This is a genomic window from Helicobacter suis, assembly GCF_902196135.1.
In the GTDB taxonomy this organism is placed as follows: domain Bacteria; phylum Campylobacterota; class Campylobacteria; order Campylobacterales; family Helicobacteraceae; genus Helicobacter; species Helicobacter suis_A.
This window is the reverse complement of record NZ_CABIKE010000001.1, coordinates 90,126-105,371: the sequence shown is the minus strand read 5'-3', so window position 1 is coordinate 105,371 and position 15,246 is coordinate 90,126. Positions and strand designations below refer to the sequence as shown.

General features: G+C 38.9%; 14 protein-coding genes. 8 read left to right on the top strand and 6 right to left on the bottom strand.

The features are described 5' to 3' along the window. From G6Q06_RS08380 to G6Q06_RS00490, 4 genes are all read left to right on the top strand, one after another. Positions 1 to 147 carry a hypothetical protein gene (locus G6Q06_RS08380; RefSeq protein WP_205435689.1) on the top strand — a complete coding sequence of 49 codons (147 nt, stop codon included), beginning with the start codon at positions 1 to 3 and terminating at the stop codon, positions 145 to 147. A 298-nt stretch (positions 148 to 445) separates the two neighbouring features. Next, entirely contained in the window at positions 446 to 1,036 is a 591-nt protein-coding gene (locus G6Q06_RS00500) for an outer membrane protein (RefSeq protein ID WP_163533067.1), read from the top strand. A 91-nt stretch (positions 1,037 to 1,127) separates the two neighbouring features. Continuing rightward, positions 1,128 to 3,503: an FtsK/SpoIIIE domain-containing protein gene (locus G6Q06_RS00495; RefSeq protein WP_163565382.1), complete on the top strand. Its 2,376-nt coding sequence runs from the start codon at positions 1,128 to 1,130 to the stop codon at positions 3,501 to 3,503. Positions 3,504 to 3,517: 14 nt separating this feature from the next. Further along, positions 3,518 to 4,828 (top strand): anaerobic C4-dicarboxylate transporter, encoded by a 1,311-nt coding sequence (locus G6Q06_RS00490; protein ID WP_163565381.1) that lies wholly within the window; start codon positions 3,518 to 3,520, stop codon positions 4,826 to 4,828. Between the two features lie 6 nt (positions 4,829 to 4,834). Here G6Q06_RS00490 and nusA read toward each other — a convergent pair whose 3' ends face one another. Further along, entirely contained in the window at positions 4,835 to 5,959 is a 1,125-nt protein-coding gene (nusA, locus tag G6Q06_RS00485; RefSeq protein ID WP_205426636.1) for a transcription termination factor NusA, read from the bottom strand. A gap of 71 nt (positions 5,960 to 6,030) precedes the next feature. Next, positions 6,031 to 6,531: a hypothetical protein gene (locus G6Q06_RS00480; protein WP_163563839.1), complete on the bottom strand. Its 501-nt coding sequence runs from the start codon at positions 6,529 to 6,531 to the stop codon at positions 6,031 to 6,033. A 36-nt stretch (positions 6,532 to 6,567) separates the two neighbouring features. Here G6Q06_RS00480 and G6Q06_RS00475 point away from each other — a divergent pair, with 36 nt between their 5' ends. Continuing rightward, positions 6,568 to 7,449: an aspartate carbamoyltransferase catalytic subunit gene (locus G6Q06_RS00475; RefSeq protein WP_205426637.1), complete on the top strand. Its 882-nt coding sequence runs from the start codon at positions 6,568 to 6,570 to the stop codon at positions 7,447 to 7,449. Here the strand turns inward: G6Q06_RS00475 and tal are convergent. The 4 genes from tal to G6Q06_RS00455 are packed head-to-tail and all read right to left on the bottom strand — an operon-like array spanning position 7,441 to position 10,599. After that, a complete protein-coding gene (gene tal, locus G6Q06_RS00470) occupies positions 7,441 to 8,361 on the bottom strand; it encodes a transaldolase (RefSeq protein WP_163565380.1) in 921 nt (306 codons plus the stop codon). The genes G6Q06_RS00475 and tal overlap by 9 nt on opposite strands. Beyond that, positions 8,358 to 9,698: a UDP-N-acetylmuramoyl-L-alanyl-D-glutamate--2,6-diaminopimelate ligase gene (locus G6Q06_RS00465; protein WP_163565379.1), complete on the bottom strand. Its 1,341-nt coding sequence runs from the start codon at positions 9,696 to 9,698 to the stop codon at positions 8,358 to 8,360. Before G6Q06_RS00465 ends, tal begins: the two co-directional genes overlap by 4 nt. After that, a complete protein-coding gene (locus tag G6Q06_RS00460) occupies positions 9,695 to 10,315 on the bottom strand; it encodes a histidine kinase (protein ID WP_205426638.1) in 621 nt (206 codons plus the stop codon). Before G6Q06_RS00460 ends, G6Q06_RS00465 begins: the two co-directional genes overlap by 4 nt. A 14-nt stretch (positions 10,316 to 10,329) precedes the next feature. Next, entirely contained in the window at positions 10,330 to 10,599 is a 270-nt protein-coding gene (locus tag G6Q06_RS00455; RefSeq protein WP_163533215.1) for a NifU family protein, read from the bottom strand. A 123-nt stretch (positions 10,600 to 10,722) separates the two neighbouring features. Here G6Q06_RS00455 and G6Q06_RS00450 point away from each other — a divergent pair, with 123 nt between their 5' ends. From G6Q06_RS00450 to G6Q06_RS00440, 3 genes are all read left to right on the top strand, one after another. Continuing rightward, positions 10,723 to 12,324, top strand: coding sequence for an inorganic phosphate transporter (locus tag G6Q06_RS00450; protein WP_205426639.1), 1,602 nt, complete (start codon positions 10,723 to 10,725; stop codon positions 12,322 to 12,324). A gap of 74 nt (positions 12,325 to 12,398) precedes the next feature. Next, positions 12,399 to 13,685: a hemolysin family protein gene (locus G6Q06_RS00445; RefSeq protein ID WP_205435745.1), complete on the top strand. Its 1,287-nt coding sequence runs from the start codon at positions 12,399 to 12,401 to the stop codon at positions 13,683 to 13,685. Beyond that, entirely contained in the window at positions 13,685 to 15,238 is a 1,554-nt protein-coding gene (locus G6Q06_RS00440; RefSeq protein ID WP_430734569.1) for a TolC family protein, read from the top strand. Before G6Q06_RS00445 ends, G6Q06_RS00440 begins: the two co-directional genes overlap by 1 nt. Positions 15,239 to 15,246 lie beyond the last annotated feature (8 nt).

The following is a 15,246-nucleotide window of genomic DNA, read 5'->3' as shown; positions in this document are numbered from 1 at the left end:
ATGCAAAAATCCACATTTTTAAAAAGTCTTTATCCACAAAAATTACATTACAAACGCTATAGTAAAAGTCCTTTGCGCTATGGTGGGGGTAAATCTTTAGCCGTTGGGTTAATCTTAGAACACATGCCAGATGACGAAAGGTTTTAGAGTACTACAACTTTTTGATACAAATCAAAGAAAAACATAACTTTTATTAGCACTCAAACAAGGAGGGAAAGGTACAAAAGCACCAACCAACCCCCAAAAGCATTTTAGCCACAGAGAATTAAAAAGAAAGTCTAAAAGTAGAAGGATTTTTAGAGTACACAAAAAAGCAAAAACCTTTTTGTTTACTATGTGTTTGCCATGTCCGCCCAGCATGGACGATCTGATCCATGCTTTTTTAAGCAGAATCTGGAACACTATTAGCTTATGTGTTTCTATCTTTAAAAATAAGGAGTTTTTTATGAGTCTCAAGCGCACTTTTAAGAGCTTAACCCTTTCTAGTCTGGTAGCTGTTAGTGCCATGTCTGTAGCCCAAGCAGATGAAAAAAATGGGTTTTTCTTAGGTCTAGGTTACCAACAAGGTAGAGCAGGAGGGGACGCGTATAGAACTCCTCTTACTTCTGGGATGCACCTTTATGGTTTAGGCGCACAAATTGGTGGCGTTGGGTTTATCAATAAATGGTTTGGTGGCCAAATTTATGGCTTCTTTGATTACCAAAATTCTCCACAAATGGGCCCTAATTCTCAATACAAATGGAACATGTACACTTATGGCGGTGCGGCTGATATGATTGTTAACTTCATCGCGACAAGTCCTTTTTCTATGGGTCTAGTGGGCGGTATCCAATTAGCGGGTAATACTTGGGATTTTAATGGCTATACCCACACCGGTTTTCAATTCCTCTTTAATGTAGGTGGTCGTATCCGTATCGGCGATCGCTCTGCTATCCAAGCGGGTATTAAATTCCCTATGGTTCCTCAAAAATTCGGTAATGGTATTACTATGATGAGGCGCTATGCTTGGTATGTGAATTATGTCTTCACTTTCTAACTTCTATTTATAATTAAAACGCTCCCTTTCGGGAGCAATTCTTATTTCTATTTACCACACGCCACTATAATAGGGATTTTGAAGGGAATCAATGCTCCATGTGCTGTGGGATTTTTTATACAACAAGGCTTTAGATTTGCTTGTGGGTGCTTTGCCAAAAGTTCATTGCATGGCTGAGGAAAATAATATTCTGGGGCTCTATGATACGCGCTTTTTACTGACTAAAAATGAACAGTTAGTGGGGATGTTACAACTTGAGGGTTTGAGTGCAAATGCGATGGCCAAAGAGGAATTACAGGGGTATTTTCAGAGTAAACAAAATGCCTTAGATCAACTACAAGGGGTTGTTTTGCGTGTACACACTAAACGCCGTAAATTACAACTCAAACATAACCACCAGTTGAGTAACCCTTATGCCCAAGCTATCCTTAATCAATTTGAAAACAAAACTATTTATGAAAACACCTACACTCTTATTTTTGAAACCACTAAAAGCCCTATTAAAGATTTTTTAGAACAAAAAAAGCTAGAGATCACTACAACTACCTCCACACAGCTATATGATCACCAAGCTAAGCTACTTTCTGATTGCATGTCTAAAATAACCCATGCACTCCAGCCCTTTAAACCAAAACCCCTCACCGCCACGCAAGCTTTAAATTTCTATGCAGAATTTATCAACGGCTTTTTTATGCCTCTTAAGCCTACTTTAGGTTTTTTAGAAGATAGTTACATCGCGACTAATGTACATTTTAAAAAAGACTACTATATTCAAGAATATCATGAATCGCGTATGTATAACCGCATTTTAGGGATTAAGGCCTATGCGAGTAAAACTCTAAGCTCTTTGGTTTTTGCAAATCTATTACACCAAGAAAAAGAATTAGACATTATTTTTTCTATAGAACCTTTAGAGACGCAAAAAGCCCTATCTTTTATCCAAGAAAAAATCCGTTTAACCATTAGCTCGCTAGTCAAACAAGAGTTACAAGAATATTATGAGCGCATCCAAGCTAAACAGCTTTGTTTGCAAAAAATTGCCTGTAATCTTATTCTTAGACATCCCCATTTAGAAACACTCAACCAAGAAACCCAAGAGGTTTTAAGCCTTTTATCTAATGGACATCTAGTAGGCGTTGTAGAAACTTTAGGGCTTAGACCTGCCTATTTTTCCTTCTTTCCCGGGCGTTTGCATTTAAACCCTCGTTTGCGTTGTCAAAGTTCTCAAGCCCTAGCTTGTTTACTTGTCTTTGAAAAACCTGATCGCGGTTTTAAATCAAACTCTTGGGGAAACATGCCCCTAAGTGTGTTTAAAAACCTCGATCACTCCCCCTATCTTTTTAATTTCCATAACCAAGAAGTACCGCACAATACAGCACAACATAGTTTGCATAGAGCCAATGGGCATACGATGATTATTGGCGCTACAGGGACGGGTAAGACGACTTTAATGAGTTTTTTAATGATGAGTGCGCTGAAATACGATCGCCTCAATATTCTAGCCCTAGATCGCGCCTATGGATTATTTTCATACACCCATTATTTTGGCGGCACTTACAACTCAGGCACGCATTTTAAAATCAACCCTCTATCTCTTAAAAATTCCAAAGAAAATATAGATTTTTTACACTCTTTTTATGCGGCTATGCTAAATATCTCTCTAAAGCCACAAAACCAGCTAGACATCCAAGCTAGTAATGCTATTCTTAACACCCTTAAAACTTTATACGCAACCCTGCCCCCTCAAAGTTTTTCCTTGCAAGATTTTAAAGACGCATTGATCCACACCCAAGCTTTAAATTTAGAACCTTATTTACATAACCCACTTTTTAACGCCTTAGAAGATAGCTTAGAATTTAAAACCCCCATTACAACTATTAACATGGACGCTATTAGTACTAATCCTAAAGATTTAGGGCTTTTGGCTTACTATATTTTTTATAAGATTTTACACCAAGCCTTAGAACACAATCAGGGGTTTTTACTCTTTATAGATGAATTTAAAAGTTATGCGCAAAATTCTATCCTAAACACACACATTAACACTTTAATCACCCAAGCTAGAAAGGCTAATGGGGTGGTGGTTTTAGCCTTACAAGATACAAACCAACTTAACTCTATCCAAGATGCGGCTAGTTTTATTAAAAACATGGGGACTTTAATCTTTTATCCACAAAAGCACATTGATAGTACAGCTCTTAGCCGTGATTTTGGGATTAAACTTAGCCACATGGAACAACACTTTTTAGAAAACACACCCACACATGCCCACCAGATTCTAGTTAAAAACATGAATGATGGCAGTTCTAGTATTATTAATGTTAGTTTACAATCTTTAGGCCCGTATCTGTGTATTTTTAATTCTAATGCAAGTTTGGCTAAACACTTACAAGGATTAATGCAAACTTATCCTGAAACTTGGCGGGAGGTGTTTTTGCAATCTCAAGATTGGGAGTTTGCAATTTAAATCAGGAGTTTTGCATGGATAGTTGGCATCTAGTTTTACAATTAATCGCGCTTTTAGGGGCTATTTATTTAGGTGTGCGCTTGGGGGGTATGGGGATTGGATTTGCAGGGGGTTTTGGGGTTGTGTTGCTCACACTAGGGCTTGGCATGCACCCTGGGGTTATTCCTTGGGATGTGATTTTAATTATTATGTCAGTAATTGGGGCAATTTCATGCATGCAATTAGCCGGGGGGCTAGATTATTTAGTTCAAATTGCAGAGAAAGTTTTGCGCTCCAATCCTAAATACATCAATTATTTAGCGCCTTTAGTTACCTATACCCTCACTATTTTAGCCGGCACAGGACACACCTCTTTTTCGGTACTACCTGTTATTGTAGAGGTTTCTAAGGGACAAAATATCCGCCCCTGCCGCCCATTATCTTTAGCCGTAGTGGCTAGCCAAATTGCCATTACAGCTAGCCCTGTTTCTGCGGCTGTAATTACCATGAGTGCGTTTTTAGAACCCCTTGGGGTATCCTATCCCATTCTTTTAGTCATTTGTATTTCCACCACATTTTTAGCCTGCATGCTCACCGCATTCATCGTTAGCACCTTTTTACCCAATGCACTTAATGCACAAGCACAGGTACAAACCGCTACCAAACAAGCTAGTACATTGCCCAAAAGCGCCAAACTTTCGGTTTATATTTTTCTTATAGGGATTTTAGCCGTCGTGTTATATGCAACGGCTATTTCTAAAAATGTCGGGTGGATTCATCCGGTTGTATTACCACGCGATGCGGCTATTGTAAGTTTCATGCTCACCATTGCTACTTGTATTGTTCTTTTTTGTAAACTCAAATGCAACGACTTAGTACAAACCAGTACTTTTAAAGCGGGCTTGAGTGCGTGTGTATGCGTACTAGGGGTAGCATGGCTTGGAGATACCTTTGTTAAGGGCTATATTGCACCGATTAAAGTTTTAGCCTCCTCTTTGCTTGGCCACTATCCCTTTTTATTAGCTGTAGGCTTATTTTTCACTAGCATGCTGCTTTACTCCCAAGCAGCCACGACTAAAGCTTTAATCCCTAGCGTGATCTTAGCCTTAGGCCTCACACCTGAAAACCACCACGGCGTTTATATGGTGGTGGCTTCTTTTGCAGCCACATCAGCACTTTTTGTTTTGCCTACTTATCCAACTTTATTAGGGGCTGTTCAAATGGATGATACGGGAAGTACTAAAATTGGCGCTTATATCTTTAACCACCCCTTCCTTTTTCCCGGTGTACTCGTAATTACTTTTTCTGTTTGTTCTAGTTTTATATTAGCGCCTATGTTACTCTAAGCCCACTTAGGGGGTATCTTTGGGGGGTTTAGCAAAAAGAGATTCAAGCATGCTCAAGCCTACCTTCTGATCTTTGGGCATGTTTTCTTTAGATTCAAGAACTTCAAAGTCAATATTATAACCAGTGAGCATGCAAGCTAGGCGTACATTTACGCCATTTTTACCAATGGCTTTGCTTTTTTGATCGCCATAAAGGCTAACAAGTGCTCTTTTTTCTCCTTGTTCTTCACTTAATTTAATGCGAATTGTCTGGGCAGGTGAGAGGGTATTTGCGATGTAAATCTCTGGAATTTCATTGTAATGCACACAGTCAATGCTTTCATTGCACAATTCTTTACTAATTGCATTGATACGCACACCTTTAACCCCCACGGTTGCCCCGATGGGATCAATTTGGCTATTATGCGAGCGCAAAGCTAATTTAGCCCTATCACCCGGAATTCTAGCAATGCCCATAATTTCAATTTCCTCATCAGCAATTTCAGGCACTTCTAAACGCAAGAGGGCTTCTAAGAATTTAGGGGTTGTTCTTGAAAGTTCTAAGACTAAACCTTGTTTACTAAAACGCACATTTTTTAAAATAGCCCGTACACTATTGCCTACTTTAAAGCTTTCCCCTTTAATGCGATTTTTCAGGGCTAAGATTGCTTGTAATCCATCAATTTCAATATAAGTATTTTGATTGGCATCAACATCTAAAACAACCCCTGTAACAATGGTATTAAGCATGCTTTTATATTTCTGAAAATACTGATCTTCTAAACTTCTTTGGATATTGTATTCTAAGTCTTTAAAAAGCGTATTGACCGCGCCGCGTTTCATGTCTTTTAAACTGATTTCATAGTGCAATAAATCATTAGGTTTTAAAGACGGATCGCTTTTATGGGCTTCTTTTAAAGAGAGTGTATTTTTAGGGTCTTGTTCTAATTTAGGATCGCCATCGGCACACACTTCAACGACATGCAAAAGGGCTAGATCTTTATTTGAATCATCAATAACAAAATTAGCCTCTGTGTCTAAACAACTCCGCGCAACCTTTAAAATGCTATTTTTTACAACATCTTTAATTGTCTCTAAACTCAAACCCTTTTCATAGGCAATCAATTCTACAATATCTAGTATTTTCTCCACTTTGATCCTTTGGAATTTACACGGGGGAATGAAATCATTATAACAAAATTAATCTTTGTTACTCTTACAGGTTAAAATTTGAGTGCGGGTACGCTGTAGGCAAAATTAAAAGTAATCGTCCCTAAACCTTCTAAATCCATTTCTAATTTGGCTTCCTCTTGAGAGAGGCGATCTAATTTAGGGAAGGCAACTAAGTAAGCTTTGGCGTATTTGTTAGTGGTGTAAAATATCGAGTCAAATTCATCTTTACTAATTGGCCGTACCCACATGGGTGTGTAGCTATTCTTCAGAGCATAGAGTTTATAAGTCATCACATCATTTTCAAAAACACTAGAATCTTGGGCAAATATCTCAATAAAGAAAAACTCGCGTTGGTGATAAGATGCGGGGTCTACTTCGTTTAAATGGGTTGCAAACACACTCACTACAGGGCGTAGATCTTTGATAATCTCACCTTTTCTAGTGGCTTGGGTGCGTTTTTCAGCTAAAAAGCCGGGCATATAAGCTGTATCCATGCGGTTAGTACAACCCGCAAGAAAAACTAGCAAACCTAAAATAAGCACAACCCGCATGCTATAATTTTAACATCTTTGTTATAAGCGATACCCATGCTAAAACACCTCATCAGCACAAAAGACCTAAACAATGCACAAGTGCTAACACTTTTAAAACGCGCCAACACTTTACTAGATCAAAACCTACAAGGCGCGCCTTCTTTAAAGAATAAAGTTATTTTGGCACTTTTCTTTGAACACTCTACCCGTACCATTGCTAGTTTTCAAACCGCAAGTTGCCGTTTAAATGCCCATTTTAATGTTTTTAATGTAGAGGGTAGTTCAACTAAAAAGGGCGAGACTTTATTAGACACGCTTTTAAATTTGCAAGCCATGCAAGTAGATTTAATCATCACCCGCCACCATTACTCCAGTGCAGCCCTCTTTTTTGCTAAACACCTCACATGTGCACTCATTAATGCCGGTAGTGGCTCTCTAGCCCACCCCACCCAAGCGCTTTTAGATTTACTCACCCTTTATAACCACTTTAAAGGGAATTTAAAGGGCAAAAAAATAGCCATTATAGGCGATGTTAAAAATTCGCGGGTAGCCAATAGCAACATGGAATTATTACCCCGTTTTGGATTAGAAATTATCCTTGTCTCTCCGCCTCATTTTCTCCCACAAACCTCTTTTGCACACACCCATAATTTAAACGAAGCTTTAAAAGAAGTAGATATTGTGATGTGTTTGCGTACCCAAACTGAACGGCATTCTTTACAAACCTATGGTTCTTTACAAGATTATGCGTATCACTACTGCCTTAAGGCCTCTATGTTACAAGATAAAGAGATCATCATTCTACACCCCGGACCCGTACACCACAATATTGATATTGAGGATAAATTACTCAATGATTCGCGCTGTAAAATCCTAGAACAGGTTAAACTAGGTGTTGCCATGCGCATGGCTTTAATAGAATCTATGCTAGGCTAGTGCTTTAAGTAATGCTTCAAAGGCGCTTTTAAAGGCACTCAAACCCTCATCTAAAAGTTGTTCGTAGGCCAAATTTAAATTTTCTAGGTTGATTTCTTCTTTTTTTATAGAGGGGGAGCTAGGGCTGTTATAATAGGCATCTAGTACATCTAGTGGAGCGGTGCTAATGCTATGCTCTAGTTTAAGAGCTTGGAGGTAATAGTCTTTGGGTAGGGTCAAGTCTTTAACCCCTGTGCTAGCAAAAAGCGGATAGATTTGATCACTTACAGCGCGCACTTTATCATAGCAAGCTAAGGCATTAGCAATCCCTACTTGGTTTTTTAAATGCGCTTGCGTAGCAGAAAGTTTATGATTGGCTAGAGTATCAATCCTAGAGACAAAAATACTCACAACTGCCATCTTTGTTTTTAAAAGTGCTAGGGTACAATCTTGTGCCTGTTTGGGATCAAAAACTAAAGTCGCATTTAAGGGGATATTGCGGCCTGCTAGATACTCCATTATCTCTAAGCCAGATTGAGTGGCTGGTACTTTAATCATCACATTAGGCATATTGATTTGTTGGAATAAAAAAAGGGCTTCTTTAATACTTGCCTGTACTTGATTAGCTAAAAAAGGATCGATTTCTAAACTAATATACCCTGTAGCTCTATTTTGTTCCCATAAAGGAAGCAAAATTTGAGCACATCTTTTAATATCTGTAATCACTAAGTTTTCATAAATATCCTTAGCCGTACTTTTAGTACTCTTAAGCTTAGCAATGTCTTCTCTATAGGCGGGCTTACTAAGGGCTTTGGCAAATAAAACCGGGTTAGAAGTCGCGCCAAAAACATGCCGTTTTTCTACAAGGGTTAAAAATTGATCCTCTAAAAAACTGCGTTCAATAAAATCACACCACAAATAACAATCTTTCATAGACCTTGTTCCTTATAATAAGTTTTAACAACCTCTGTATCATCAAAAGGAATGATTTGATCACCAATGATTTGTACACTCTCATCACCCTTACCCAAAATGAGTAAAATCTCATCGCTTTTAAGTTCTTGCAGAGCCAAACAAATTGCCTTGTAGCGATTAATCTCTAAAATCACCTTGTCGCGTTTTTCTACAGCAATGCCCACTAAAATATCTTGCATAATAGCCATAGGTTCTTCATAGCGCGGGTTATCAGAAGTGATATAAACTTTAGAGGCGTATTTGCAAGCAATGGCTCCCATTAAGGGGCGTTTGCTTTTATCCCGATTACCCCCCGCTCCAAAAAGCGCTTTGATCTTTTTTGTTTTAAAACTATTAAAAATTTGCTCAAACCCATCGGCAGTATGGGCAAAATCTACGATCACTAGAGGTTGCTCATGCACTACCTCCATACGCCCCTTTACCCCTAGAAAATGCGGGATTAAATCACAGAGTGTTTTTAAGGGTTCTTTAGTTAATAGCTTGACACATAAAATTCCAGCTAAGAGATTATAAAGATTATGCCTTCCTACAAGAGGCGAGTATAATAAGCCCTCTTCAAGTTCAGAATTTTGATAACGGCCGGGTTTTTCAGTAAAACAAATATGCGCACTCAGACCCTGTAAACTATAGGCATTCACGCTTAAATGGGTTTTATGCTCAATGGCATAACCATAGGCATTTTTAGGGTTAAAGCGCACAAAGGCATCATCGCGGTTAATGATTTTTAAACTCTCATCGCTTAAAAATGCATTTTTCACGCGGCGATACTCTTCTAAGTTGCCATGATAATCTAAATGATCGCTAGTGATATTGGTAATTACTTTAGCGCTAAAATCTAACCCTAAAATGCGCTCCTGATTAATGGCATGAGAACTCACCTCCATCACAAAATAATGCGCCCCTCTTTTTATAGCCTCCTCTATATTGGCATAGACTTCTAAAAGGCTAGGTGTGGTTAAACCCTTTTGTTTTAAGCAAGAATCATTGAAGAAAAACCCCCGTGTACCTAAAAGCGCACATGAATACCCCAAATCTAAAAGCAAGGAATAAATCAAACTAGCCGTCGTGGTTTTCCCATTAGTACCTGTAATGCCAATGATCTTAACATCTGTATTAAAATATTTTTTAAGCTCTTTAGCATGGATACAAGGCACGCGGTGCTCCTTTAAATACTCCTGTACAAATCGCGTATTAGTGGGGGTTTGTACTAATAAAGTATCTTGATCTAACTCTCTTGTATCATCGCTAAGATGTGTAAAACACCGCCCAATCTGGATTTTCTTAGAAATTTTCACTTCTTGTGTGCTTTTGGGGATTGTTTTTCTAGCATGAGAGCTTTTTGCAAAATGGCAGAAATTCTTGAGTCATACCATAAAAGTTCGCGCATGTTTTCAATGTAAGAAATAGACATATCATAAAAGGCATTTTCAACCAAGTTATCTAAAAACTCGTAAAAATCCTCCCTTTTATCAAAGATCACCTTTGTACTAAACATGAGATTTTCAAACACTTCTTTAAAATTTTTCCCCACACACATGGCTTTAAAATCTGCGTATAAAATCCCGTCTAAACCTTCTGTTTTGAGTTGGTTTTCCTCCCCAAAAGCCTGAGCCATTCTGCTTAAACTCTCATCAAAAGAAGAAATAAGGTCTAGGATTTGGTTTTGGATACTGATTTTATAACGGCGTGGCTGGGAATCTAGCAAATTTTTATAAAGCTCGTAAAAGCTATGGGCTTCTTTAGGAAAATCCAAAGCAATATCGCTAAGAAGCAACCCAATTCTAGCATGGCCATCTGTGGAGTCTAAAAACAACGCTTGCCCGAATAAAAAAATAGCTCTAAAGTACTGCTTTTGTAAAAAAGCTTCATAACCCCGTGCACTCAATGCTCGCTTTTTCGGGTCATTGGTCATAAATCCGGTAACCTTTAAGAAAAAAGTCGCGCATATTGTTCTTTAGAGACATGTACAACCTCCATATCTGGGTGGATTTCCTCTTGCAAACAACGCTCAATGCCAAATTTAAGGGTATTAGCACTGCTAGAACAACCCTTACATGCTCCCTCTAAACTCACATAAACCTTAGCCTCTTTAATCCCTAAAAGCACCACATCGCCCCCGTCTCTAAGAAGCATAGGGCGGATTTTTTCTAAAGCCTTTTGTACAGGTTTTTGTAATTCTTGATCACTAAACACCATTTGAGCCTCCATAAAGCAAAATTTATTATAGCCTATAACCCTAAAAATACAAATGGATAGTAACTACAACTAGGGCTAATTTAAGCATTGTTTAGAGAATTTTATATTAAAGTGAGCCCCGCAATGAAATCCAAAAGCGCTCCTTCATTCCAAAAAGCCTTTAGAAAACTCCAGCGCGACAATGTCAAGATCACTTTAGCCATTCTCTTTGTCGTGATCATTGCCGGCATGGCGCTTTTCTTTGGGCATGCTCGTTTGCACATGCCCTTATTAGCTCTAGCCACCGTTGTAGGCGGGTATATGGCGATGAATATTGGGGCTAATGATGTGGCTAATAATGTAGGCCCCTTAGTGGGCTCACAAGCCATTACTTTAAGCATGGCTATTTTAATTGCGGCCATTTGTGAGGTATTAGGGGCGGTGTTAGCTGGTTCTGAGGTGGTACAAAGCATTAAGGGTAAAATCATCAATCCAGATCACATTCAAAGTACAGCGGTGTTTGTGGGCATGATGTTTTCTGCTTTGCTTTCTGGAGCAATTTGGTTACACCTAGCCACAGCCATTGGCGCACCCGTATCCACCACACACTCCATTGTAGGCGGGATTTTGGGGGCAGGTTTAGTGGCTGGAGGTTTGGGGGCTGTAAATTGGTCTTTTTTGGGGGGGATTGTAGGCAGTTGGATCATTTCTCCTTTAATGGGCGGGGGAATTGCTATGGGCTTGTTGGTGCTTTTTAAATACATTCTAAGCGATAGAGAGGATAAAAAAGCAGCCGCTTTAAAATCCATGTCTGCAATTGTTGGGGGAATGGGGTTATCTTTTAGCTGGTTTATGCTGGCTAAGATATTACACCTGACTTTAAAAATGTGGCAGGAACTAGGCTTAAGTGTGGTGGTGGGTTTGATAGCTTATGTAGGCTTTAGAAGTTATGTTAAGAAAAAATTACCTAGTTTAGAAAACACAAGAGAGAGTGTACACACCCTCTTTACTTGGCCTTTAATTTTTAGCGCAGCCCTTTTAAGTTTTGCCCATGGGGCCAATGATGTAGCCAATGCTGTAGGCCCTTTAGCTGCCATTGTACAAAGCCTGCAAGAGTGGGGCAACCATGCCATTCCTACTAAAGCCTACGCGCCTGCATGGATTATGCTCATTGGTGGGCTTGGCATTGCTACAGGTTTGAGTTTATATGGGCCAAGATTAATTAAAACCGTAGGCAGTGAGATCACGGAGTTAGATAAAATGCAAGCCTTTTGTATTGCTATGGCAACGGTGATCACGGTTTTATTAGCCTCTAAATTAGGTCTTCCTGTAAGCTCTACCCATATCACTATCGGGGCGGTTTTTGGGGTGGGTTTTTTACGCGAATTCTTACAAAAGCGTTTGTTTGAGATGAAACAGATGATTTTAGACGCCCACCACGGGGAAGATGAGGCGGTTGTTAAAAATTTTTTAGATCGTTTTGAAAAAGCCAATCCCAGACAAAAAAAAGAGATGTTAGCCTACCTTAAGGCCTTGCAAAAAGAAAATAACACCCTAGAGTACACGGTGGGTCTGAGTAAAAAAGAGCGCAAATCGCTTAAAAAGGCTTATAAAAGCGAGCTAGTGAAGCGTTCAGTGATTAAAAGAATCATCACGGCATGGCTAGTTACCGTGCCTATCTCGGCATTGTTAGGCGCTTTAGGGTATTATTTAGTGGATTTTTTTAGAATTGTAGAAAGGCTCTAGTTTTTTGCAACTGCTGCTATATTAAATCTACCCTAAAATTTTAAGGAGAGTGATTGGATTACGAACCGATTCTAATGTTCACCCTTGCGCTCCTTTTGATTTTGCTCAATGCGTTTTTTGTTCTTTCAGAATTTGCAATCGTAAAGGTTAGGCGCTCCAAATTAGAAGAACTGAGTTTACAGAATAATAAAAACGCTGTTTTGGCTTTAAAAATCAACGCTTCAATCAACACTTATTTAAGCGCTACCCAGTTAGGTGTAACCCTCTCTTCTTTAGGTTTAGGTTGGCTAGGCGAACCAGCCATTGCCCATTTTATCACCCTCTTTATCCAAAAATGGGTGCGCTTTGAAAGTTTACATGGAGTCATTCATGGGATAAGCGTTGTGATCGCCTTTAGTTTAATTACACTTTTACATGTGATTTTAGGCGAAATTGTGCCTAAATCTATTGCCATTGTACGCTCAGAAAGTGTTGTACTTTGGATTGCTAGGCCTTTGCATGCGTTTTGGTTGGTTTCCTACCCCATTGTTAATCTCTTTGATTTTTTAGCTAGGCTTGTTTTAAAACCTTTTAGCATTGAACCAGAACAAACCACCGCACATTCTGAGGAAGAGATTAAAATCATTGTAGGAGAGAGCTTACGCGGAGGGGTGATTGATTATGTGGAGGAGGAGATCATTAAAAACGCGGTGGATTTTTCAGATACTAGCGCTAAAGAGATCATGACTCCGCGTAATGATATGGTGTGTTTGGATGTACAACACTCTTATGAGGAAAACATGCGTACTATTCTAAAACATCCCTTTACCCGTTATCCTTGCTGTGAGGAACATAAAGACAACATTTTAGGCGTGGTACACATCAGAGATATTTTATCTGTCTCTCTAGCCGATCAAAAAGAGCTGGATTTGCGTTGCATGTTAAAAGAAATGCTAATTGTGCCAGAAAGTGCCTCTATTTCACAAATTTTAATTAAAATGAATCAACAACAGCGGCATATGGCCCTTGTTGTAGATGAATACGGGGGGACTTCTGGATTACTCACGATGGATGATATTATTGAGGAAATTATGGGTAATATTTATGAAGAACACGATCTGAGTAAAGAAGGGATTAAAAGATTAGACGAGCACACTTTTGAATGCGATGGTATGGTAGACTTAGAGGATATTGAAGAGCTTTTAGGATTTCGCTTTGATCAGAATTATAAACAAGTAACTTTGGGGGGATATGTTTTTAGTTTATTAGAGCGCTTGCCTGAAGTAGGCGATGTGGTAGGCGATGCAAAATGCATTTTTGAAGTACTAGATATGGACAAGGCACGCATTAGAAAACTTAAGCTTATGAAGAAGGATATTTGATGCGGTTGAAAGGGATAAAATGGATTATGTGTATGGGGTTATTAGTTGGATCAATGCAAGCAATACCTTCAGAAGGAAAAGGTACAACAGATTTTAATACGCTTGAAACGATTAAATCCTCTCCAAAAGTGTTTTCAGACCACCCTTCTTTAATCTCTCTGAAACAGGCTTGGGGGATTGTGTTAGCTAATTATGAGGGGATTAAAGCCCAAGATTATGCCGAGAAAAAGGCTAAAAAACTAAGTACAGCGGCTAAACTTTCTTTTCTACCTGAAATTGATTTAAGCGCCTTTTATGTGCATTTGGGTAAACAAATTGAAATTTCTCCTTTAAATGCCAAAACTCAGGGGCAAATTAGAAATTTAGCCGGAGGGGCGGAGCGTTTTTTAAGTAACCCAGCTTTAGCGAGCACACTAAGTAGTATGGATCTTAGCGGTCTGTCTTCTATAGCTCAGGGTATGGGGGGTATGGTCAATACTCTTACCCAGCCTTTTTTATTTTCAAAACAAAATATTGTCATGGGGGCTTTGAGTATTATTTATCCGCTTTACATGGGCGGGGCGCGGTTTTACATGAGTAAACTCGCCTCTTTAGCGCATAAAGAATCTATGGAAGTTTCAAGGCTTAAAAGGCTTTCTACTTTCCAAGAATTGGTTAAAATTTACTATGGTTTAGTACTAGATATGGAAGTTTTAGATGTGCTTAAAGGCGTAGAACAAGGGCATTTAAAACACTATCAAAACGCCCTTAAACGCCAAAGAGCTGGTCAGATTGCTAAAGTAGAGGTGTTGAGCGCTTCAGTGGCTTATGAAAAAAGCAAGATTAAAACGATGCAGGCCAGAGACGCGCTAGAAGTAGCAGCCTTAGCTTTTAATACCATTTTATCTAGCCAAAGCATGCCAGTCTCACAAGCTCATTTTGCCCCCACAGCCCATTTAAATATCCGTTTAAAAGCCCTGCCTAATCTTAGTTTTTTTGTACAAGAAACCCTCAATTCCTACCCCGTTCTTAGAAGCCTAGCGATTAAAAAACAAAGCGCACACCAAATGACTAATTTACAAGTTTCTAAATTCCTACCTCATTTTAATTTCTTTGGAGCTTACTTGATGAAAGAAAATAATTCCATGTTTATGAATATGATTCCTGAATGGTTTGTGGGTGTGGGGGCAAGACTACCTATTTTAACCCCCAATGGCCGTATCATGCACTATCAAGCAGCTAAAATTGATGAATTACAAACCGCAGCTTTACAAAGCCAAGCTAAAAAGGATATGGAGCTTTTGGTACACAAGACTTATTTACAATGCCAAGCACTGCTTAAAGAATACAAAAGCTTAAACTCCAGTATTGAACTAGCTAAGGAAAATTTAAAACTCCAAGAGGAGGCTTTTAATCAAGGAATGGGCACAAATGCCTCAGTAGTAGATGCGCGCAATTCTTTAGCTGGGATTTTAGTAGAACAAAAAACTAGTGCCTTTAAGTACATCAGCGCCCTTGTGGATTTAATGGTGCTCAGTGATCACACCGACTTATTTTATGACTTTGTTTATTAAGGATAGCC